The following is a 20,530-nucleotide window of genomic DNA, read 5'->3' on the forward strand; positions in this document are numbered from 1 at the left end:
CCCGAGGCGGGGGCGGGGAGACGGCAGCCTTTACAGTGCTCAGATGGACGTGAGCGCGATGCTTGAGCAGTACGCCTATCCGGAGACGACACCGTGGCTGCGGGCGAACATGATCGCGTCGCTCGACGGCGGGATCCAGTACCAGGGGAGCACCAGCGCACTCGGGTATGCGGGGGACTGGGCTCTCATGCAGCGGCTCAGGACGTTGGCCGACGTTGTGATCATGGGGGCCACGACCGTCCGGGAGTACGGGACGTACCCGACGGAGGCGTCGAAGCTGGCGATCGTGTCGCGGAGCCTGCGGCTCGACTTCGACGGACCGCTGTTCACCGAGGCGCCCTCCCCGCCGGTCGTCATCACGTGCGGCGCGGCACCGGCCGAGCGTCTGCGCGAGGCCGAGAAGCGCGCTGAGGTCATCGTGTGCGGCGGTGACTCCACGGATATGGGGATGGCGTTGCAGCGGCTGGCCGACAAGGGTTACCAGCGGCAGCTCTGCGAGGGAGGCCCGGTCGTGCTCGCTCAGATCGCCGCGGCGGGTTGGCTGCACGAGCTGTGTCTGACGGTGAGTCCGGTCATCACCGCCGGCGACGCCGCCCGCGTTCTGGATGGTCCGGTCATCGACATGCAGCGCATGGAGCTGTGCCACGCGATCCAGGACGAGAACTATCTGTTCCTGCGGTACCGCATGGCCCAGGGCTAGACGAGGTTGTGACGGACGTAGGCGGGGGGACGCCAGCCGAGGATGCTCTCGACCATGTTCACCGCTTGCTTTGCCTCGGTGACGTCGTGAACCCGCACGATGCGTGCGCCGCTCAGGATCGAGACGACGAGGGTGGCGATGGTGCCCTCGATGCGGTCCTGCTGGTCTCGTTTCAGGGTCTCGCCGATGAAGTCCTTGTTGGAGACCGCGACGAGCATCGGGTAGCCGATTTGTGCGATCTCCGGGAGACGGCGAGTCAGTTCGAGTGAGTGATAGGTGTTCTTGTTCAGGTCGTGGCCGGGGTCGATGACGATCCGGTCCGCCGGCACACCGTGCTTCTCGGCCAGGGCGACCCGCTGACGCAGGAACTCGGCGACTTCGGTGACCACGTCGTCGTACTGCGGACGAGGGTAGGGAGTCCGGGGGTCGGCGAGGCTGTGGGTGATGATGAGGGTCGCGCCGGCCTCTGCGACCACATCGGCGAGGGCGGGGTCGTGCAGTCCGCTCGTGTTGTTCAGGACGTCGGCGCCGGCGGCGAAGGCGGCGCGAGCGACCTCGGGGCGGTACGTCTCGACGGAGATCACCGCGTCCGTGCGGGAGCGGGCGCCCTCGACGACGGGCACCACGCGGTCGATCTCTTCTTCGACGCTCACCGGGGGCCCCGGAGCGAAGGGGACACCGCCGATGTCCAGCCAGTCGGCTCCATGGACGAGCGCGTTCTCTACTGCGATCAAAGCCTTGTCCAGGGCGAATGTGCGGCCCTGGTCGTGGAATGAATCGGGGGTGCGGTTGATTATCGCCATCACGGCGACCTGCCGCGAGAAATCGAACGTGCGTTGCCCGATCGTCCGTTCGGGGTAAATAAGCTCAGGGTAGTAGATAGCGTTTATTTCGCTCACATTAGCCGCCTAAGTCGAACTTGGCGTCAGCATAGCAAGGCGGCGGGCGGCTACCTCTCCGCTCGTACCTGCCGCCGTCCCACCGTGGTGACGAGCCGCAGGAGAGCGAAGAAGATCAAAGCCCCGCCGACCACCAGGAGCATGGAGAGCGCCCGCTCCTGGAGGCTGTGCGATTTGATCACCACCGCCCCGGATCCGGCGATGAAACCGACGAGGGCGACGAAGAGACCGAGTATCTCCACCATCTTGAGCAGGCCGGACGAGACCATCTCCTGCGCTGCGTCGATGCGCTGGGCGAGCCTTAGCGACGCCTCGTCGAGCCGTTGTTCGAGCTCGGCCGAGGCCGCCGCGAGCCTCTCGTCCACCTGGGCGGCGATGGAGTCGGCGACGGCCTGGGCATTGCGTTCGATCTGGTTCTGCAAATCCTGGGCCAGAATGATCGAACGCCGCTCCTGCGTGAACTGCTCGTGCACCAGAACGTCGCCGGGGGCGAGGGCGTCTATCGCCCGGTCCATCTCGTGGAGCCCTTCACCGTAACGGGCCAGCTTCCGATAAGCCGTCGCGCGCCGGTAATAGACGATCGCGTTTTCCTGGCCGCGCGCCATCATCTCGTCGGACAGATCCAGCATCATCTGCGGCTGTTCCGGCAAGTGGTCGGCGAAATTGATTCCCGTCAGGAGCACCTGGTTGCTCCTGTTGTCCGCGTCGGGAGCGTCGACCGCCCGCCGGAACATGCTGAGCCCGTTCGTGGCACGCGTGCCGAGCGCGGCGAAGGCCGCGAAGCTCAGCACGAGGGCGTCATCTTCGAACTCCGCCAGCCAGTCGACACAAAGGCGGTGGAGCTGTGCGAACTTGAAGTCGAAGCGCAGGCGCTGGCCATGGACGTAGGCCAGGCACAGCCGCGCGGTACGCGTGTTGCTCGCTGCCAGGATCCGCGCCCGGTCGGCCCCGTCCAGGTAGCCCTGACCGTTCTTCCGAGCCAGCCAGGCGAGGTCTGTCGCCGCCGTCCGGATCTGCCGCACGGGGAGCCCGAACTCTTCGACCCGTGAGACGAACCCGTCCACCCACGCCGACGGGGGGCCGGCGGTGGCCTCCGCGAAGTGGTCGACAAGGATGGACGCCTTCTCCCGGTCGGGCGCCGCCTCCATGCGCTCCGCGAGCTGGTCGCTCTCCGGGCTCTGCCGTTGAGGCGGGACGCCGTTATCCATGAGACCCCTTGCCGTCCGAAGCGACCTGAACCGGCCCAGCAGTCTAGGCCGCAGGTCGGCGCGGAGGCGCCCAGGAGCGCATCATCGGAGGTCAGAGGGGAAGGTAAGCCCGCATGATCGCTGGCAGTCCCGAGCCCGACGAGGCCACCGTGAGCGCCGTGGGCAAGCTGAGCGAAGCCCTGGAGACCATCGAGCGGGCCAGAGGCCATCTCTACTCATGGCATCAGCTCACCGGCAAGGCGGACTTCGAGTTGGGCGATGCGGCCGCGCTGCTCGCCCAGGCCGGTCACCAGGACCTTGCCGACGAGTTGTCGCGCGAACTCGTGGGCCGCAACGTCCTCCCGGACCGTTGGACCTTCCAGGCGATCGAGGAGTACGAAGACACCTACTACGAGCCGCTCCGGCGTTATGAGGCGCGCGTACGAGAGTTGCTGACTGCTGGTAGACGGCACCTCCACGAGGCTCGGCTCAAGGAGGAGCGGCGCACCCACGGACACCCGCACCACACGGCCGCGCCAAGTACGCGCGGCCGTCGCCCGTAGAAGGCGACCGGGAGTGCGATCTCGCATCACCCAGATTCGCAGGGTGAGGAGGGACGCCGTGGAACGCAGTGCCCCACCCGGAAGACGGAACGTCGGCAGCAGTTGGCTCACGGACTCGTTCCGACAGGGTGGGAGTTCCCGGGGCAGGTGCGCCCCCGGGAACTCCCGATCAATCGGTTGGATCTATCCCTTGCACTTGGGATAGACGCTGCCGGCGCTGCAGTTGCGACCCGCGTCCTGGGACAGATCGATCGTGCTGCCGTCCTGGAGGAAGATCTTCCAGTGATCGGTCTGCCAGAGGCGGGAGGTCACCTGCCCCTTCCCGCTGGTTCCAGCGGGCGGAGCGGCGGGACCGTTCGAGCCGCCCGAGGTGGACCCGGACCCGGGGAGTCCGGTGCTCCCCGTGCCGCCGACTATGAGAAGGAGGATCGCTCCCGCGATCCACCCGGTTGTCTTGTTCTGCATTGTTTCTGGCTGGCTGCCGGCCCCGCCCCCGCGGGGCTCACCAGGCACCAGCCCTCCTCTCGGGGACGACCGTCCCCTGAGATTTAGGACCGGCAAGATGAGGCATTGTGGTCCGGTGCCTCGGCTCGGCCGTGTCACCGGCCTGCCGCCTCGACGTCGACGGTGTCGGGCTTCTGCGGGCGGGGCTCATCTGCTTCGGTGCGCCATGTGCTGGAGTTCGGCGGCAAGACGGTCGTCTCACATTGTGGGACGGAGGTCGGGCTTGCTGAGCGGGAGGCGGTGGGGGTGGCTAATCTATCGACTTGGTAGGATTTTCACTTCTGTACCACCCATCCCTTCCGTTTCATGAGGTCTCCCATGCCGCAAAGTCGTCCGTTCGTCAGCCTGGCGACCGACTTCGGTGCGGCGTACACGGCGATCTGCGCGGGGGTGGTGTACGGGATCGCTCCGGACGCGAACGTGCTGGTGCTCAGCGATGAGATCACGCCGTTCGACGTGCGGGAGGGGGCGATGCTGCTGCGGCAGGCGCTGCCGTACCTGCCGGTGGGCGTGCACGTCGGGATCGTGGATCCGGGGGTGGGCACGTCGCGCCGGCCCCTGGCGATCGTGACGGGCCGCGGTGACGTGCTGGTCGGGCCCGACAACGGGCTGCTGGTGCCGGCGGCGCAGGCGCTGGGCGGGATCGCCGGGGCGTATGCGCTGGAGAACCCGGCCTACCGGCTTCCGGGGGTCTCGACGTCGTTCCACGGGCGTGACGTGTTCGCTCCCGCGGCCGCGCACGTCGCGGCGGGGGTGGACGCGGCGGATCTCGGTGCGTCCGTCGAGCCGCTGCCGCTGGACGTCCCGCCCCCGGTGATCCGGCCCGGCGAGCTGACCGTTCCCGTGCTGTACACCGACCGGTTCGGAAGCCAGGTGCTGGGCGCGGAGCGCGGCGACCTGGCGGCGGCGTTCGGCACGCTGGAGCCGGGCACCCCTCTCGACGTGGAGTGGAACGTTGCAGACGCACCGTCCCGGACGATCCGCGTCCCGTTCCAGCTCACCTTCGGCAGCGTCGCGGTCGGGGAGCCGCTGCTGTGGACCGACTCGTCCGGATGGCTCGCCCTGGGCGTCAACCAGGGACGCGCCATCGAAGTCCTCGGCTTGGCCGGCGCGCGGACCCTCACTCTGCGCGCGGTGCCGCATCCATGATCCGCAACCCTCACCGCCGGAGGCATCTCCTGTGACCCGCCGTCCCCTCGTGGCAACGCTCGCCGGCGCCGCCGCGCTCGCCCTCGCCGTCAGCGCCTGCGCTCCGCAGGACGAAGAATCCAACGCCTCGGCGAGCAAGAGTCCCGCCTCCTGCGCCAAGGACAAACTGCCGCTGAAGTCCGCCGGCAAGCTCACCGTCGCGACCGACAAGCCGGCGTTCGAACCGTGGTTCAAGGACGACGACCCGTCCAACGGGCAGGGCTTCGAGGGCGCCGTCGCCTACGCGGTCGCCGGCCGCCTCGGGTTCAGCAAGGACCAGGTGGTGTGGAAGACCCAGTCCTTCGAGTCCTCGTACGCGCCGGGTCCCAAGACCTTCGACTTCGACATCAACCAGATCTCGGTCACGCCCGCACGCGAGAAGGCGGTGGCGTTCAGCGACGGCTACTACGACGTGCAGCAGGGCGTCGTGACGCTCAAGGGCGGCAAGTTCGAGAACGCGAAGACCGTCGCGGAGCTGAGCAAGGCGCGCATCGCCGTGCAGGTGGGGACGACGTCGCTGCGGGCGGTGAGCGACCAGATCAAGCCCGGGAACGAGCCGAAGATCTTCAACACGCAGATCGATGCGGTGAACGCGCTGAAGAACAAGCAGGTGGACGTGCTGGTGGTCGACCTGCCGACCGCCTTCTACGTGACCGCCGCGCAGATCGACGACTCCAAGATCGTCGGTCAGCTGCCGCAGTCGCAGGGCGGCTCCGCCGAGCACTTCGGGTTGCTCATGGAGCGGGGCAGCGGGCTCGCCGGCTGCCTCAACCAGGCGATCGGGCAGCTGAAGTCCTCCGGTGAGCTGGCGAAGATCCAGCAGCAATGGCTGACCGCGTCGGCCGGCGCGCCCGTCCTGAAGTGACCGCGCAGGCGGGCGGCCAGACCGCCTGGGTCAAGAGTGAGCGGCAGCGCGAACGGGAGCGCCGGCGCCGCCGCGCCGACGTCCGCTCCGGGTCGGTGGCCGCGGCCTCGACGGCGCTGTGCGTCGCGGTCCTGGTGGTCGTGGTCGTGGGGTCGCCGGGCTGGCCGCGCGTGCACGAGACGTTCTTCAACTGGGGCGAGCTCACCGGCGCGTTCCCGGACGTGCTGCGCGGCTTCTGGTTGAACGCGCGGATCTTCCTGATCGCCGAGGTGGCGATCCTGGTGCTGGGGCTGCTGGTGGCGCTCGCGCGGGGGCTGCGGACCCCGCTGCTGTTCCCGCTGCGGGCGCTGGCCGTCGCCTACACCGACGTGTTCCGCGGCATTCCGACGATCCTGCTGGTGTACCTGGTCGGGTTCGGGCTCCCGGCGCTGCGGTTGCAGGGCGTCCCCGAGAGCCCGGCGGTGCTGGGAGGGTTCGCGCTCGTCCTCTCCTACGGGGCCTATGTCGCGGAGGTGTTCCGGGCGGGGATCGACTCCATCCACCCCAGCCAGCGCGCCGCGGCCCGCTCGCTCGGCCTCAGCAAGGCCCAGAGCCTGCGGTACGTGGTGCTGCCGCAGGCGGTGCGCCGGGTCGTCCCGCCGCTGCTCAACGACTTCGCCTCGCTGCAGAAGGACACCGCGCTGGTCGCGGTGCTCGGCCCGCTGGAGGCGCTGCGTCAGGCGCAGATCCACTCGGCCGAGACCTTCAACTACACCCCCTACCTGGCCACGGCGGTGCTGTTCGTCGCGCTGACGGTGCCGATGGCCCGGTTCACCGACCATCTCGCGGCGCGCGCCGAACGCCGCCGCGCTCCCGGAGGCGGCCGATGAGCACACCGCTGGTGCGCATCCAGGGCGTGTGGAAGACCTACCACGCCCACCCCGTGCTGCGCGGCGTCGACCTGGACGTCGCGCCGCACGAGGTGGTCTGCCTCATCGGCGCCTCCGGATCGGGCAAGTCGACGCTGCTGCGCTGCGTGAACGTCCTGGAGACCGTCGACGACGGCGCGATCTTCCTGGAGGACGACGACATCACCGACCCCGGCGCGGACCCCGACGAGGTCCGCAAGCGGATCGGGATGGTGTTCCAGTCGTACAACCTGTTCCCGCACATGTCGGTGCTGGACAACATCACCCTCGCGCCCGTCCGCGTCCACAAGCGACCGAAGGCGGAGGCCACCGATCAGGCGCACGAGCTGCTCAAACGGTTCGGCCTGGCGAACAAGGCCGGCGAGTACCCCGACCGGCTGTCGGGCGGCCAGCAGCAGCGGGTCGCGATCATCCGGGCCATGGCCACCCGTCCGAGCCTGCTCCTGCTGGACGAGGTGACCTCCGCGCTCGACCCCGAACTCGTCACCGAGGTCATGGGCATCATCCGGGAGCTCAAGGACTCCGGAATGACGATGATCCTGGCCACGCACGAGATGGGCTTCGCCCGCGACATCGCCGACACCGTCTGCTTCCTCCATGACGGCGTCCTGCTGGAGCGCGGCCCGGCCGAGCAGATCTTCGAAGAGCCCACCGAGCCGCGCACCCGCGAGTTCCTGAGCCGCGTCCTGGAGTCCCGCCGCCTCTGAACCCCGGCGCCCGGGACGGGCGCGGCGGATCCGGGTGGCCGGCTGCCGAACTCTTTCACCGCTGTACCAGGCGGCATCCTCGCGTGAACGAGGGTGCCGCCTGTTCACGTTCATGACCCCGGTCGGCCCTGCGCCGACCGTGTGATCTGCGTCGTTTCTTCGTCCTCCGCGCTGCGCCCGCTGCTTTCCTCCGCACGGTCATCACTGTTCCGGCTCATGTGCCGGGACATGTTCGGGTTCCGCGGAACCCCGGCGTGTCCTGGCGCGGTCTGCCAGAACACGCCGTGGTCCGCGGACCACAGCCACCTCCGTCCTCAGGGCGGGGGGTGTCTCAAAGGAGAAATCGTGTACGGCGTCGTCGTACTCTTCGAATTGCTGATCCAGCAGATCGGCTGGGCTTTCAACACCGTGGCCGATCCGCTCGCCAGCGGACTGGTCACGGGCGCGGTCGGGGCCCTCGTGCTCGCGGGTTGCGTGATGGTGAAGACCCGAAGCCTGCTTCCGGTCCGATCGCTCACGGCCTACGACCGTGTGATCGTCCTGCGCCTCGCGGCCGGCATCCTGGTGCTCAACGCGGCATATCCGTACGGTGCCCAGACCCTGGGCATGGGGACGATCATCACCATGTCCGCCCTGGGACCGTTGTGCTGCAAGGGCAGCAACCTGTGGACGGTCCTGCGGCATCGCAGCGAGATGCCGAAGCGTGTTCTTCGGAACGCGGCCCTGAACATCGCGCTTCGCGTCGTCGCGTTCGCGGGAGTCATGGCCGTCAACAACCCCCTTGGCGAGTTCAGGCACTTCGACAAGGAAACCGTTTTCGGAATCGCGTGCGGCGTGCTCGGGGCGTGGTCGTTCTGGAACTATCTCAGCTGCGTCTACAACGACCGCTACTCGCTGAACGAGAGGCTCAGGATCCTGGCGGTCGCGGACCTGTTCGCGGTTCCCTTCACCGCTCTCGCGGTGTGGGGAATGAGCTTCGTCCTCGGCGGAGGGTTCTCCGAGCTGTCGGGGAAGGTGCTCATGCTGGGCTCCATCGCCGGCATCCTGTCCTTCGCGGTGCCGACGCTCATCGGCGCCTGGGTGGCCGACAAGATCTCAGAAGACGCGTCGGGCGTGTTCTATCTGTTCGACAGTCTGATGGGCACTCTCGTCGGCTTCTTCGGGGCCCTCGCCGGCGTGCTGAGCGCGGTGCAGGCTCCCGACAGCTGGGGCTGGGGCGGAATGGCCCTGGTCCTCCTCGCGGCGATCGTCGCCGCGAAGAACCCGATCATCGAAGTGTTCGAACGGGACGACTCGTTCAGCTTCAAGGAGGGGGACCGGTTCTTCTCCAAGGAGAGGGAAAGGCCCGCCTGAGGGCACACCGGCCAGGCGGGCCGCGGCACATGTGCCGCGGCCCGGAACCTGGAACAATCACCACCAGTGGGGAGGGGCCGCCGCCCCTCCCCACACTCGTTCGCGCACGGGCTCTAGGCTCACCAGGGTGAAGCTGGGCGAAGCGGTACGCATGTGGGACCCGGAGCCGGGATGGCTGAACACCGCGAGCTACGGCATACCGCCGGAACCGGCGTTCGAGGCGCTGCAGGGCGCGCTGGGGGAGTGGCGTCGCGGGGCCAACGGCTGGGACAAGTGGGACCGGTCCACCGGCCGCGCGCGCGGCGCCTTCGCGCGCCTGGTCGGCGTCGCGGCCGACGACGTGGCCGTGGGCGCCTCCGCCTCGCAGGTGCTGGCCCCGGTCGCCGCCTCGCTGCCGCCCGGCTCGCGCGTCGTAGTCCCCGACATCGAGCAGACGTCGAACCTGTTCCCCTGGCTCGTGCAGGATCTCGACGTGCGCACGGTGCCGCCGTCCGACCTGCCCGGCGCGATCGACGAGCGCACGGACGCGGTCGCCTTCAGCCTGGTCCAGTCCGCGACGGGCGAGGTCGCCGCCGTCGACGAGGTCGTCGCGGCGGCGCGGGCGCACGGCGCTCTCGTCGTCGGCGACGCCACCCAGGCGGTCGGCTGGCTCCCGGTCGACGCGACGCCTTTCGACGTCCTCGCCGTCTCGGCCTACAAGTGGCTGATGTGCCCGCGCGGTACCGCCTTCTGCTACATGAGCCCGGACGTGCGCGACCGCGTACGGCCGCTCGCCGCCAACTGGTACGCCGGTGACGGCGACGCCTCGTACGGCCCGCCGCTGCGGCTGGCGAAGGACGCCCGCCGGTTCGACATCGCCGCTCCCTGGTTCTCCTACGTCGCGGCCGCCCCCACGCTGGAACTGCTCCTGGAGGTCGGCATCGGCCCGATCCACGAGCACGACGTACGGATGGCGAACCGGTTCCGGACCGGCCTCGGCATGCCGCCCGGCGACAGCGCGATCGTCAGCGTCACCCGGCCCGGCGCGGCCGAGGGGCTCGCGGCGGCCGGCATCCGGGCATCTGTCCGCAAGGGCATGGCGCGCCTGGCCTTCCACCTCTACACGACCGAGGCCGACGTCGACGCCGCCATCGCGGCCCTGGTCTGAGCTCGGCGTGCAGACGCCGGTTGGCCGGACTTCACCGAAACCGGTGACGCGACGCTTCACGCGCTTGGGCCACGGCCCCTCATGAGCGCAGTCTCATCGATGGGGTGGGACATGCTGGTCGCGCCGGGACGCTCGGCTTCCGCCCGCTCCGGGAGGGGGACGCAGCCGGCGTGCTTCGAGTGCCAGAAAGGCGCTGAGCACGACGACGACGCCGGACTCCAGGCCGAGCGCGAGCATGACGGTGGTCCGGTAGCCGTATTCGTGGAACCCGAACAGCGTGCCCTGCTCACTGATCAGAAGACCGATGAGGGTTCCCAGCGAGAAGACGATCGCTCCGAGCGCCACGAGCGCGTGGGGTGCGCGACCGACGACCGGCACGGAGGAGAGGCCGGGCAGGGATCTCAGCGGACCGGCCAGGGCGAGCGCCAGCACCACCGCGCCGGCGAAGTTGAGCACGAACAGCACGCCGATGACCGGGATGACGCGGTAGTGGTCCGCGAAGTACTCGTAGAGATGGACCGCGCCGATGCCGAACAGCAGCAGCACGCCCAGATAGCGCAGCACATTGCTCATGGCGATCCCGCGCTCGTTCCGCTCTGGACCTGTTGGCCCTGGGGCGAGACGGCGTACCACTCGGCGCCGAACTGGGTGAGGGCCTGGCCGTGGGTGTCGCCGCGTCCGGTGTCGGCCTGGTAGTAGTACAGCGGGTGGCCCCCGTAGACGATCTGCGGGGGCCCGTCGGAGCGGCTGATCGAGGCGATCTGGGACTGCTGGGCGCTTCCGGCCGTGGTCGGGGCGCCCTGGGTGGTCGCCGGTGGCCAGATGCTCGCGCATGCCCCCGAGCAGGTCGACTGGTTCGGTGGGTCGGCGACGAAAAGGTACAGCGTTCGTCCCGTCCCGTTCACCAGGATCTGCCCGAGGTGCGGCACCTGGGCCGAACTGATCTGCGTCCGGCCGGGATTCTGCGAGTTGGTCGCGGTCGTGCAACCGGCGAGCGCCGTCGCCGCGAGCGAAGCGGCGAGAAGCCTCCCGCCGAACCGCGCCGTCCGGGGACGGCGCATCTCAGTAGCCACCACCGCCACCCGACGGCTGCTTCGTCACCGGAGCACCGGACGGGGACAGCACGTACCACTTGGCGCCGAACTGGTTGAGGCCCTGTCCCTTGGCGCTGCCGCTGCTGGTGCCGTCGGGCGCGTAATAGTAGAGAGGATGCCCGCTGTAGGTGACCTCGGTCGTGCCGTCGCTCCGCTTGGTGGTGCCCAGCTTCGCCGCGTCCGTACCTGAACCGGCCTGAGGCTTTCCGTTGGTCGTGACCGGTGGCCACACCGCCGCGCACGACCCGGAGCAGGACGACGTGGTCCCCGTGTCCTTCTGGAACAGGTACACCGTCCGGGCCTGGCCGTCGACCACGATCTGTCCCAGTTGCCCCACGTTCGCCGTCTTGGTCGTCGCACCGGGCGCGCCGCCGCCGGTGGCGGTGGCGGTGGCCGAGGGCGATGGCGGGGGCGCGGGCGACGTCTTCTGGTTGGACGAGTTGCTCGACCCGCCGCCGCATCCGGCGACCGCGACCACGGCAGCCGCGGAGACCACCAGCGGCCACGCCGGCGCCGGGACCCGCGACCGACGGCGCCGCGGGACGCCGACCGGGTCGGATGAACGGACCGTGCTGACCGGATGTACACGAAACATGCGTGCCCTCCTCCCGGAGTGCGATACCGGACGGCCGGTACCTCTCTCGGCGCCGCATACCCGCGCGGCTGGAAAGCGAACTGTCCCTTCCCAGCCATGAACCGGTCTTTTCCGATCCTGCATGCCTGTTGACGCGCCCATTGCGGCAGGGAGCCGCCGGCCGCTGTGCGCCCTGTCCGTCGGTGTCCCGTTCAGACGCTGAGGAGGGCCTTGACGGCGCGGCGCTCGTCCATCGCCCTGTAGGCCTCGGCGGCCTGGTCCAGGGGGAGGCTGAGGTCGAAGACCCTGCCCGGGTCGATCTTCCGCTGCCAGATCAGGTCGATCAGCTCGGGCAGGAAGCGGCGCACCGGGGCGGGCCCGCCGTGCAGGTGGACCTGGGAGAAGAAGAGGTCCTCTCCGCTGAGGGCGACGTCGTGGCTGACGCCCACGAAGCCGACGTGGCCGCCCGCGCGGGCGGAGCCGATGGCCTGCTGCATCGACTCCTGGGTGCCGACCGCTTCGACGACCGAGTGCGCGCCCAGCCCGCCGGTCAGCTCCTTGATCCTCGCCACGCCCTCGTCGCCGCGCTCGGTGACGATGTCGGTGGCGCCGAAGTCGGCGGCCAGCTTCTGGCGCGCCTCGTGGCGGCTCATGGCGATGATCCGCTCGGCGCCCAGCCGCCCGGCGGCCAGCACCGCCAGCAGTCCGACCGCGCCGTCGCCCACGACGGCGACCGTCCTGCCGGGGCCGGCCTCGGCGGCCACCGCGCCGAACCAGCCGGTGCCGAGGACGTCCGAAGCCGCCAGCAGGCTGGGGACCAGGTCGAGGTCGGGGAGACCGGGGGTGGCGACCAGGGTGCCGTCGGCCCACGGGATCCGGGCGCGCTCGGACTGGGTGCCGATCTGGGACATGAACACGCGGTGGACGCAGGACGAGGGATAGCCCGAGCGGCAGATCTCGCAGGTGCCGTCGGAGGCCACGAACGAGCCCACGACGAACTGGCCCGGCTTGACGGTCCTGACCTGGTCGCCGACCTCCTCGACCACGCCGACGTACTCGTGCCCCATCGGGACGGGCCCGTCCACGGATTCCACGCCGCGGTAGGGCCACAGGTCCGAGCCGCACACGCAGGTCGCCGTCAGCCGGATGACCGCGTCGGTCGGCTCGATGATCTCCGGGTCGTCGATCTCCTCCACCCGGACTTCTCCCGGAGCGTGCAGGACGGCAGCGCGCATGGTGCTCCTTCGTTCGGTGCGATATTCGGTCTGGGAACCCGGCGAAGCCGTCGGCCGGCGCGGCGGACGGGCACGGGTGAAGGGTGTGCTGAGAGGGCGTCCCTACCCGAGGAAAGGCCCTCTAGACAGGAGAAGGCGGACGACCGCGGCGGCCGACATCATGATCGCCATGATCAGGAAGGCGTTGCCGTAGGCATGCGCCAGGGACGGCGGGCCGGCGGCGTGGCCTGCGGTGGCGGCGGCGTGGGCGGTCGCGTCGTCGCGGGTCAGTCCGGGACGCCGGCGGCGAGCATCGGGGTGAGGGTGAGGTCGGGGTATTCGCGTTCGATGGCGCGTACTCGCCATTTGTCGATGAAGACCGCGATGTACGACCCGTCGAGGGTGCGGGTCAGCACCTCGATGCCGCGGCGCCCGTTGAGCGTCTCGGCGGACTCCTTGTCGGTGATGCGGGCGGTGGTGTAGTCGAGGCGTGACAGCTCGACCGGCGCGCCGAACTCGTCGGCCATCCGTGCGGTGAACACGTCGAACTGGAGCGGGCCGACCGCGGCCAGGACGGGAGCCTGGTCGCCGCGCAGGTCGCTGCGCAGCACCTGCACGACGCCCTCGCTGTCGAGCTGGTCGATGCCGCGGCGGAACTGCTTGGCCCGGCTGTTGTCCTTGACCCTCGCCACCATGAAGTGCTCCGGGGCGAACGCCGGGATCGGCGGGAACGTCACGGGCGTCCTGGTGTACAGGGTGTCGCCGACGGTCAGGCCGGAGGCGTTGGGCAGCCCGATCACGTCCCCGGGGTAGGCGGCGTCCAGGGTGGAGCGGTCGCGGCCGAAGACCGTCTGGGCGTACTTGGTCGCCAGCGGACGCCCGGTCGGGGCGTGGGTGAGGGTCGCGCCGCGCTCGAACCGGCCCGAGCAGACGCGGATGAAGGCCAGCCGGTCGCGGTGGGCCCGGTCCATGCCCGCCTGCACCTTGAACACCTGCCCGGAGAACGGCGCCGTCACCGGGCGCGCGTGGCCCTGGGCGTCGGTGCGCGCGGACGGCGCGGGCGCCAGGCGGCGCACGGTGTCCAGCAGCGCGCTCACGCCGAAGTTGGGCAGCGCGGCGCCGAACAGGACGGGGGTGGAGGCGCCGGCGGCGAAGGCCTCCATGTCGAGGACGGCGCCGATCTCCTCCAGCAGCGCCAGCTCCTCGCTCGCGGTCACCCACGCCTGGCCCTCCTCGGCGGCGGCCCGGTCGGCGGGGACGTGTTCGGCGGCCGCCCGGGTGGCGCCGCCGGGGGTGCGGCGGAACCGGGTGTAGGAGCCGTCGGCGCGGTCGATCAGGCCGCGGAAGTCCCCGGCGATCCCGACCGGCCAGTTCAGCGGCGCCGGGTGCAGGCCGATGCGCTGCTCGACCTCGTCCAGCAGTTCCAGCGGCTCGCGGCCCGGCCGGTCCCACTTGTTGACGAACGTGATGACGGGGATGCCGCGGTGGCGGCACACGTCGAACAGCTTGAGCGTCTGCGCCTCCAGGCCCTTGGCCGAGTCCAGCAGCATGATCGCCCCGTCGACGGCGGCCAGCACCCGGTAGGTGTCCTCGGAGAAGTCCGCGTGGCCCGGGGTGTCGAGCAGGTTCAGGAGGGCGTCGCCGAACTCGAACCGCAGCACCGAGGAGGTGATGGAGATGCCGCGGGAGCGCTCCATGTCCATCCAGTCCGAGCGCACGCCCCGCCGCCCGGCCTTGCCGTGCACCGCGCCCGCCTGCTCGATCGCCTGGGCGTGCAGGGCCAGGGCCTCGGTCAGCGTGGACTTGCCCGCGTCCGGGTGGCTGATCACCGCGAACGTCCGGCGCCGCGCCGCCTCCGCCGCAACGTCCTCCGCCGTGCCGATTCCGGCGCTCACCGCGCTCCCCTCTCCGACGACCTTCCCCGCATACTCTAGGGTCGATTTCACCCTCGAAGTGATGCTCGACCTGCCGACCGTCCTGGACCGGCTCTTCGCTCCGGCACACCTGACGGGCCCGCGCCCGCGCCCCTACCCGGAGGGGAGGTGGGGGGCGGTCGTGGCGTGGAGGGCGAGGGAGAGCTCGACGGCGCTGTCGACGACGGCGTCGAGGTCGTCGCCCAGGCGGCCGTCGGCCCACTGCTGGGCCAGCTCGGTCATCGCGCCGGTGAACATCGTGGCGGCGACGACGACGGGAAGCGGCGGGCTCTCGGCGCGGCTCATCGCGAGGACGCCCTCCAGCAGGGCGGTCTGCGCGGCGCGGCGGCGCTCGGCCAGCACCTCGTTGCCGCGCGCCTCGGCGAACAGGACGCGGCCCCGGCGGGGGTCTTCGCTGATGAAGCTCAGCACGCCGCGGATGCCGGCACGGGTGCGGACGTCGGGGTGGGGGCCGGCCTCGTCCAGGGCGCGGGCCAGGACCTCGCCGAGGGCGGCGGCCTCCCGGTCGTAGACGGCGGCGAGCAGGGCGCCGGTGTCGGCGAAGTTCTCGTAGAAGTAGCGCGTGTGCAGCTCGGCCTCACGGCAGACGGCGCGGACGGTGAGGGCGGCCTCGCCCTCTTCGCCGAACAGCCGGAACGCGGCCCGGACGAGCATGGCGCGCCGCTCGTCGCGGCGCCGGCTCGCGGGGACGCCGGCCCACCGCGTGACCGCGGCCGTGCGCGTGCTCGCCATGCCCGTCACCCTACCCCCGCCGGGCCGCCGGGCCCTCCAAGTCTGGACACGGGTGTACCCAGACACTTACTCTGGATACACTTGTCACCAGAATGGGCCCGGGAGTGCGGCATGTCATCGAGGACCAACATCATCGCGGCGCGGTTCGAGCGGGCCTTCGACGCCGAGATCCGCTCCCGGTTCTTCCGGGGGCTGGAGTTCGCCGGTCCGGAGGGGGACCCCGGCTGGTTCGGGCCCGGCAGCGCGGTCTGGTACGTCCACTCGCATCTGCCGACCCTGCTGCTCGGGCTGGTCGGGGCCGCCTACATCGAGGGCCTGGACCCGAGCATCAGCTGGATGGCCTACGACCACTCCCGCATCCCCGAGCGCGTCGACGGCGTCCCGACCGGCGGCATCGACCCCGAGGGCGCGGCCGTGCGGCTCGGGCACTCCCTCTCGTTCTTCGTCGGGACGGCCTACGGCTCCACCGCGACCGCCGAGCGCCTCGCCCGGACCGTCCGCGCGATGCACCACACGGTGAAGGGCACCCGCCCGGACGGCCTGGCCTACGACGCCGACGACCCCGACTGGCTGCGCTGGAACTACGCGACGGTGGTGTGGGGGCTGGCGACCGCGCACGAGCGCTACCACCGCCGCCCGCTCAAGGGCGACGACCTGGAGCGCTACTACCGCGAGTTCGTCCGCGTCGGCGAGGCCCTCGGCGGGACGGACCTGCCCGCCACCAAGGCTGAGGTCGCCGAGTGCCTGGAGTCGTACCTGCCGCGCCTCGCGATCACCCCGATCAAGGCGTTCGGGACCGGGCCCAACCTGCGCGACAGCAAGACCAAGCCGTGGGAGCCCGGCAGCCCGTTCATGGACTGGGCGGCCCGCGACATGCTGCCGGAGTGGGCGCGGAAGCTCGCCCTCTACCAGCCGCCCAACCCGGTCACGCTGCGGCTGCGCCGGACGACGCTGTGGGTCGTCCTCAACGCCCTGCACGACGCCACCGGCCCGCTGCCGGAGTTCCGGCAGGCGCGGGCCAGGGTCGCGGCGGGGGTGTCGGCGCCGGTCGCCTCCACCGCGCCGGACGCGCCCGACCCGGTGCTGTCGCGCGCGGAGGTCGAGGCCACCGCCTGACCCGCCGAATGGTGCTCGGCGAATAATCGCCTTCGGTTTCGGTTGATCTCGCCCAATGTCGCGGTTCAATTTCGTGATGGCCTCAATGGGCCAGGAGAAAGGCCGATCCGAGACCTAGGGTGGAAGGCGCTGTGTCCACCGGGGAGGAGGGGCAGGTCTTGGACGACTCGCGAGCGCCGCATCCACCCCCGGTCCCAGAGATCGACACCACGGTGTCGCATTCGGCGCGGATCTGGGATTACTGGCTGGGCGGCAAAGAGAACTACGCGGTCGATCGCGAGCTCGGCGACCAGATAGCGGCGGTGCTGCCCGACATCGTGGAGCAGGCCCGCGCCGACCGGCTCTTCCTCGGCAGGGCGGTGCGCTTTCTGGCCGGCGAGGCGGGCGTCCGGCAGTTCCTCGACATCGGGACGGGGCTGCCCACCGCCGACAACACCCACGAGGTCGCCCAGCGCGTGGCGCCGGACGCGAGGGTCGTCTACGTCGACAACGACCCGCTGGTGCTGGCGCACGCGAGGGCCCTGCTGACCAGTACTCCCGAGGGCGCCACCGACTACCTGGACGCCGACCTGCGTCAGGCGGAGGCCGTCCTGCGCGGCGCCCGGGCGACGCTCGACCTCACCGAGCCGGTCGCGATCACGATGCTCGGCGTGCTGTGGCACATCACCGACGATGCCGAGGCGCTCGACATCGTCCGCAGGCTGATGGCGGGAACGGCGCCCGGCAGTTACCTCGCCATCGCACATCCGACGATCGAGATCACCGGTGAGAGGATGGCGGCGGCGATCCGGGAGTGGAACAGGTTCGGCAAGCCGCCCGGCATTCACCGCACGCCCCGGCAGATCGAGAATCTGTTCCAGGGGCTGGAGCTCGTCGAACCCGGCGTCGTTTCCTGCACCCGATGGCGTCCGGAGGCGACGCCGTTCGGGGAGCCCGAGGAAATGGACCAGTTCTGCGGCGTCGCGCGCAAGCCCGCCGGGTCATGAGCATCGTCCCGGCGGGACGGATCGGCGCCGCGCTGGCGGCCGGGCTGGGCGCCGACGCGTCGGCGGGGCCGACGATGCCGAGGCTGGTGCTGGCGGCCCACCTGCGGAGGCTGCGCGCACGGCGCGGGCTGAGCGCGCGGGCCGCGTCGCGGGCCCTCGGCTCCGACGCCAGGCTGGCCGCCCTGGAGTCCGGCGTCACGCGCTGCGGGATCGACGACGTGCTGGCGCTGTGCGAGCTGTACGGGGTGCGGGAGCACGCGACCCGGGTCGCGCTGCTGGAGCTGGCGCGGCAGTCCCACCGTCCCGGCTGGTGGCAGCCGTACCGCAGGTTCATCCCCGACTGGTTCCTGCCCTACGTCGGGGCGGAGCAGATCGCCGCCGTCATCCGCTGCTACGCCGTCCGGTACGTCCCCGACCTGCTCCAGACCGCCGAGTACGCCCGGGCCCAGCTCGCGTCGGCCTGGGGCGCGGGCCCCGCCGAGGAGGTCGACGCGCGCGTGCGGCTGCGGCTGCGGCGGCAGGACGTCCTGCACCGGGCGTCGCCCGCCAGCGTGTGGACCGTCCTCGACGAGACGGCGCTGCGCCGCCCGGTCGGCGGGCGGGCGACGATGTTCCGGCAGATCGAGCATCTGCTGGAGCTGTGCGAGCTTCCGAACGTCACGCTCCAGATCCTGCCGCTCGCGAGTGCCGGTCATGTCGCACTGGGCGGCGCCATGACGCTGCTTCGGCTTCCCCATGATGATCTGGCGGACGTCGTCTATCTCGAACAGCTGGACAACGCCATCTATCCGGACCGGTCCTGCGAACGGGATCACCATCGGCACGCCATGAACGTGCTGGCCACGCGGGCGCCGTCGCCGGCCCGCACGCCGCTGATCCTGAAAGAAATGATCTCCGCATTGTGACGGGGCCGTGTCTTATGACGCAGACTCCCGCCGTCGCGCTGTGACATCGTGTCCCGCGATCGATGGCGAGCACCACGCGCGCCGTCCCGTCCCGGCGGTCCACTCCTGTCACCCCGGCCGGGGCCCTCCGGGCGGGCGGCGGAGAGAACGAGGACGCGATGCCCGACGAGCAGCCCGAAGCCTCCGCTCTCCGGGTGTTCAGGCACCGGATCAAGGAGCTCTACGCCCGGGCCGGATCGCCCAAGCCGACGGTCGTGAACCAGATCGTCGAAGACCTGGAGGAGTTCTATCCGCTCATGGGCGGGCGCAGCACGCTGCCGACGAGCGTCGCGCGTTCCACGCTGAACCAGGTCGTCAACGGCGTCCGGCTCCCGTCCGCGGGGATGCTGGCGGTGATCGTCCTCGCCCTGCAGCGGTGCGGCCGGGAGAACGGCGGCCTGACCGAGGACCCGGGCGCGGCCGGCCTGGAGGAATGGCACCGCCTGCTCAGGGAGGCGAAGGCGGAGGAGGGCGCGCGCGACCGCGCGGCGTCCGGTGAGGGCCCTGACGCGCGGCGCGTCCGCACGGCCGATCCGGTGCGGCTCGAACCGGGCGAGCGCGCGGTGCTCGACGCGCACGGCCCGTACGCCTCGGCCCTGGCGGCGCGGGCGGAGCGAGGGGACCGGGACGCCGTGTACGAGATCGCGGTGCTCCTCGCCTGCGGAACGGGCCACGGCCACAAGTCGGCGGCCTACCTGGTGAACGCCACCGCGGCGGGCCAGAGCGCCGCCTCGGACCTGCTGCCCGCGGACGACGGCGAGGTCGACCGGCGGCTCGCGCGGGCGCACGCGCGGGCCCTGGCGTACGCGGCCGGGCGGTACGGCGACGAGGAGGCGGCGCGCGCGTTCCGCTCCTGCGGGGCCTTACCGGGCGCCGCCCCGCCGCGCCCGGCGAGCGCACCGGACAACTAACCGGAATGCCGGACGAATAGGCTAAACGGGATGCGATCCCGCGCATTCGCCTGCGTTCCGCGCTGTTCCCTGACGTATCGCAAGCGTCACTGCCGGTCTTTTTTGGATGAAGTGCCACGGAACTGACTAAGCGCGCGAAAGAGTCAGGTGATCGCTGACAGAAGCGATCGATCTTCGTGGAGGAGAAGTACGGCAATGGCGCCCCACTTCCAGAGCGACGATCCCATCGTCGAAGCGCTCTTTCTCGGCACGTCCCGGCGGCGCGGAGCGGGGCGGTGCATCGCACGCCGGCTGTACCGCCGCCTCGCCTCCCGGCGCGGCAGCGGCGCGCGGCCCCGCTGCCGGGTCGTCCTCGCCCTGGACATCGCCCGCTTCACCAGCCGGGACGAGGCCACGCAGATCCACCTGCGCGCGGTCATGTACCGGATCGTCGACGAGGCGCTCGCGGCGGCGCGCATCGGACGGCGCGGCAGCCGGCTGGAGGACCGGGGCGACGGGCTCCTGATGGTGCTGCGCGCACAGGCCAGCCTCGACACCGTCCTCCCGGCCCTTTTCGGGAACATCCGGGAAGGCGTCCAGGACCACAACGCGACCGCCGCCCCCTCGGCGCGGCTGCGGCTGCGGGCCGCCCTGCACGCGGGATTCCTGCACCATGACAGGTACGGAGTGGCCGGCGACACGGTCAACCTGCTGTTCCGGATGCTGGACGCGCCCGCCATGAAGCGGCGCCTCGACGACGAGGACGCCGACTTCGCGCTCGCGGTCTCTCCCAACGTCTACGAGGCGGCCACCGGGTACCGGCTGATCGACGGCAAGGACTTCGAACTGATCGACGTCGACGTCAAGCAGACGCGCGCGAGCGCGTGGCTGTATCTCGCGCCGCCGCCCGGGCCCGCGCGGCACGGCTCGCACCCGACCCGGGTCGCCGGCTGATCGGGCCTCACCCCTCGCCTCGGACGGTAACCGAATGCCATTCTGGTGTTCTGGCCGGGACGGAAGCTTGG

General features: G+C 70.7%; 21 protein-coding genes. 13 read left to right on the forward strand and 8 right to left on the reverse strand.

The window, feature by feature from the left end; genetic code table 11:
• Positions 1-43: 43 nt before the first annotated feature.
• On the forward strand, positions 44-700 hold the full coding sequence (locus tag AB0H37_RS21275) for a dihydrofolate reductase family protein (RefSeq protein ID WP_360614579.1): 657 nt from the start codon (positions 44-46) through the stop codon (positions 698-700).
• Here the strand turns inward: AB0H37_RS21275 and folP are convergent.
• The gene (gene folP, locus AB0H37_RS21280) at positions 697-1,503 is read right to left on the reverse strand and encodes a dihydropteroate synthase (RefSeq protein ID WP_360614581.1); all 807 of its coding nucleotides are present in this window, start codon (positions 1,501-1,503) and stop codon (positions 697-699) included. The two genes, AB0H37_RS21275 and folP, sit on opposite strands and share 4 nt — an antisense overlap.
• A gap of 146 nt (positions 1,504-1,649) precedes the next feature.
• Positions 1,650-2,807, reverse strand: coding sequence for a hypothetical protein (locus tag AB0H37_RS21285; RefSeq protein ID WP_329095122.1), 1,158 nt, complete (start codon positions 2,805-2,807; stop codon positions 1,650-1,652).
• Between the two features lie 113 nt (positions 2,808-2,920).
• On the opposite strand from AB0H37_RS21285, the gene AB0H37_RS21290 reads away from it, so the two are divergent.
• From AB0H37_RS21290 to AB0H37_RS21320, 7 genes are all read left to right on the forward strand, one after another.
• Positions 2,921-3,349 carry a hypothetical protein gene (locus tag AB0H37_RS21290; protein ID WP_329095120.1) on the forward strand — a complete coding sequence of 143 codons (429 nt, stop codon included), beginning with the start codon at positions 2,921-2,923 and terminating at the stop codon, positions 3,347-3,349.
• An 822-nt stretch (positions 3,350-4,171) separates the two neighbouring features.
• On the forward strand, positions 4,172-5,002 hold the full coding sequence (locus AB0H37_RS21295) for an SAM-dependent chlorinase/fluorinase (RefSeq protein ID WP_329095117.1): 831 nt from the start codon (positions 4,172-4,174) through the stop codon (positions 5,000-5,002).
• 49 nt (positions 5,003-5,051) lie between these two features.
• Positions 5,052-5,906 carry an ABC transporter substrate-binding protein gene (locus tag AB0H37_RS21300; protein ID WP_329095116.1) on the forward strand — a complete coding sequence of 285 codons (855 nt, stop codon included), beginning with the start codon at positions 5,052-5,054 and terminating at the stop codon, positions 5,904-5,906.
• Positions 5,867-6,775, forward strand: a complete 909-nt coding sequence (locus AB0H37_RS21305) for an amino acid ABC transporter permease (RefSeq protein WP_360614584.1) — start codon at positions 5,867-5,869, stop codon at positions 6,773-6,775. Before AB0H37_RS21300 ends, AB0H37_RS21305 begins: the two co-directional genes overlap by 40 nt.
• Entirely contained in the window at positions 6,772-7,521 is a 750-nt protein-coding gene (locus AB0H37_RS21310) for an amino acid ABC transporter ATP-binding protein (protein ID WP_360614586.1), read from the forward strand. Before AB0H37_RS21305 ends, AB0H37_RS21310 begins: the two co-directional genes overlap by 4 nt.
• 345 nt (positions 7,522-7,866) lie before the next feature.
• The gene (locus tag AB0H37_RS21315) at positions 7,867-8,874 is read left to right on the forward strand and encodes a hypothetical protein (RefSeq protein WP_360614588.1); all 1,008 of its coding nucleotides are present in this window, start codon (positions 7,867-7,869) and stop codon (positions 8,872-8,874) included.
• Between the two features lie 127 nt (positions 8,875-9,001).
• The gene (locus tag AB0H37_RS21320) at positions 9,002-10,021 is read left to right on the forward strand and encodes an aminotransferase class V-fold PLP-dependent enzyme (RefSeq protein ID WP_360614589.1); all 1,020 of its coding nucleotides are present in this window, start codon (positions 9,002-9,004) and stop codon (positions 10,019-10,021) included.
• Between the two features lie 93 nt (positions 10,022-10,114).
• Here AB0H37_RS21320 and AB0H37_RS21325 read toward each other — a convergent pair whose 3' ends face one another.
• The 6 genes from AB0H37_RS21325 to AB0H37_RS21350 form a co-directional block, all read right to left on the reverse strand.
• On the reverse strand, positions 10,115-10,594 hold the full coding sequence (locus AB0H37_RS21325; protein WP_360614591.1) for a hypothetical protein: 480 nt from the start codon (positions 10,592-10,594) through the stop codon (positions 10,115-10,117).
• Positions 10,591-11,094 carry a hypothetical protein gene (locus AB0H37_RS21330; RefSeq protein WP_360614593.1) on the reverse strand — a complete coding sequence of 168 codons (504 nt, stop codon included), beginning with the start codon at positions 11,092-11,094 and terminating at the stop codon, positions 10,591-10,593. The genes AB0H37_RS21325 and AB0H37_RS21330 overlap by 4 nt, the downstream gene beginning before the upstream one ends.
• Positions 11,084-11,710, reverse strand: coding sequence for a hypothetical protein (locus AB0H37_RS21335; protein WP_329095104.1), 627 nt, complete (start codon positions 11,708-11,710; stop codon positions 11,084-11,086). The genes AB0H37_RS21330 and AB0H37_RS21335 overlap by 11 nt, the downstream gene beginning before the upstream one ends.
• 191 nt (positions 11,711-11,901) lie before the next feature.
• Positions 11,902-12,924, reverse strand: a complete 1,023-nt coding sequence (locus tag AB0H37_RS21340) for a zinc-dependent alcohol dehydrogenase family protein (RefSeq protein WP_329095102.1) — start codon at positions 12,922-12,924, stop codon at positions 11,902-11,904.
• 266 nt (positions 12,925-13,190) lie between these two features.
• Complete coding sequence (locus AB0H37_RS21345; protein WP_329095100.1) at positions 13,191-14,798, reverse strand: peptide chain release factor 3; 1,608 nt, start codon at positions 14,796-14,798, stop codon at positions 13,191-13,193.
• 132 nt (positions 14,799-14,930) lie between these two features.
• Positions 14,931-15,569 (reverse strand): TetR/AcrR family transcriptional regulator, encoded by a 639-nt coding sequence (locus AB0H37_RS21350; protein WP_179832594.1) that lies wholly within the window; start codon positions 15,567-15,569, stop codon positions 14,931-14,933.
• Between the two features lie 111 nt (positions 15,570-15,680).
• Here AB0H37_RS21350 and AB0H37_RS21355 point away from each other — a divergent pair, with 111 nt between their 5' ends.
• The 5 genes from AB0H37_RS21355 (at position 15,681) to AB0H37_RS21375 (ending at position 20,459) form a co-directional block, all read left to right on the forward strand.
• Positions 15,681-16,685, forward strand: a complete 1,005-nt coding sequence (locus AB0H37_RS21355; RefSeq protein WP_360614596.1) for an oxygenase MpaB family protein — start codon at positions 15,681-15,683, stop codon at positions 16,683-16,685.
• A 158-nt stretch (positions 16,686-16,843) separates the two neighbouring features.
• Positions 16,844-17,671: an SAM-dependent methyltransferase gene (locus AB0H37_RS21360; protein WP_360614598.1), complete on the forward strand. Its 828-nt coding sequence runs from the start codon at positions 16,844-16,846 to the stop codon at positions 17,669-17,671.
• Entirely contained in the window at positions 17,668-18,576 is a 909-nt protein-coding gene (locus AB0H37_RS21365; RefSeq protein ID WP_360614600.1) for a DUF5753 domain-containing protein, read from the forward strand. Before AB0H37_RS21360 ends, AB0H37_RS21365 begins: the two co-directional genes overlap by 4 nt.
• Positions 18,577-18,638: 62 nt before the next feature.
• Positions 18,639-19,526 carry a hypothetical protein gene (locus tag AB0H37_RS21370; protein ID WP_329095090.1) on the forward strand — a complete coding sequence of 296 codons (888 nt, stop codon included), beginning with the start codon at positions 18,639-18,641 and terminating at the stop codon, positions 19,524-19,526.
• A 195-nt stretch (positions 19,527-19,721) separates the two neighbouring features.
• Positions 19,722-20,459, forward strand: a complete 738-nt coding sequence (locus AB0H37_RS21375; RefSeq protein ID WP_360614602.1) for a hypothetical protein — start codon at positions 19,722-19,724, stop codon at positions 20,457-20,459.
• Positions 20,460-20,530 lie beyond the last annotated feature (71 nt).

Origin of the sequence: Actinomadura sp. NPDC023710 (genome assembly GCF_040639875.1) — a bacterium.
Lineage (GTDB): Bacteria > Actinomycetota > Actinomycetes > Streptosporangiales > Streptosporangiaceae > Spirillospora > Spirillospora citrea.

Excerpts from the sequence above, each read along its gene's own strand:
- AB0H37_RS21370 (WP_329095090.1), top strand. The coding sequence starts at position 18,639 with ATGGCGAGCACCACGCGCGCCGTCCCGTCCCGGCGGTCCACTCCTGTC.
- AB0H37_RS21365 (WP_360614600.1), top strand. The coding sequence starts at position 17,668 with ATGAGCATCGTCCCGGCGGGACGGATCGGCGCCGCGCTGGCGGCCGGG.
- AB0H37_RS21350 (WP_179832594.1), bottom strand. The coding sequence starts at position 15,569 with ATGGCGAGCACGCGCACGGCCGCGGTCACGCGGTGGGCCGGCGTCCCC.
- AB0H37_RS21290 (WP_329095120.1), top strand. The coding sequence starts at position 2,921 with ATGATCGCTGGCAGTCCCGAGCCCGACGAGGCCACCGTGAGCGCCGTG.
- AB0H37_RS21335 (WP_329095104.1), bottom strand. The coding sequence starts at position 11,710 with ATGTTTCGTGTACATCCGGTCAGCACGGTCCGTTCATCCGACCCGGTC.
- folP (WP_360614581.1), bottom strand. The coding sequence starts at position 1,503 with ATGGCGATAATCAACCGCACCCCCGATTCATTCCACGACCAGGGCCGC.
- AB0H37_RS21295 (WP_329095117.1), top strand. The coding sequence starts at position 4,172 with ATGCCGCAAAGTCGTCCGTTCGTCAGCCTGGCGACCGACTTCGGTGCG.
- AB0H37_RS21305 (WP_360614584.1), top strand. The coding sequence starts at position 5,867 with ATGGCTGACCGCGTCGGCCGGCGCGCCCGTCCTGAAGTGACCGCGCAG.
- AB0H37_RS21285 (WP_329095122.1), bottom strand. The coding sequence starts at position 2,807 with ATGGATAACGGCGTCCCGCCTCAACGGCAGAGCCCGGAGAGCGACCAG.
- AB0H37_RS21340 (WP_329095102.1), bottom strand. The coding sequence starts at position 12,924 with ATGCGCGCTGCCGTCCTGCACGCTCCGGGAGAAGTCCGGGTGGAGGAG.
- AB0H37_RS21310 (WP_360614586.1), top strand. The coding sequence starts at position 6,772 with ATGAGCACACCGCTGGTGCGCATCCAGGGCGTGTGGAAGACCTACCAC.
- AB0H37_RS21375 (WP_360614602.1), top strand. The coding sequence starts at position 19,722 with ATGGCGCCCCACTTCCAGAGCGACGATCCCATCGTCGAAGCGCTCTTT.
- AB0H37_RS21325 (WP_360614591.1), bottom strand. The coding sequence starts at position 10,594 with ATGAGCAATGTGCTGCGCTATCTGGGCGTGCTGCTGCTGTTCGGCATC.
- AB0H37_RS21275 (WP_360614579.1), top strand. The coding sequence starts at position 44 with ATGGACGTGAGCGCGATGCTTGAGCAGTACGCCTATCCGGAGACGACA.
- AB0H37_RS21355 (WP_360614596.1), top strand. The coding sequence starts at position 15,681 with ATGTCATCGAGGACCAACATCATCGCGGCGCGGTTCGAGCGGGCCTTC.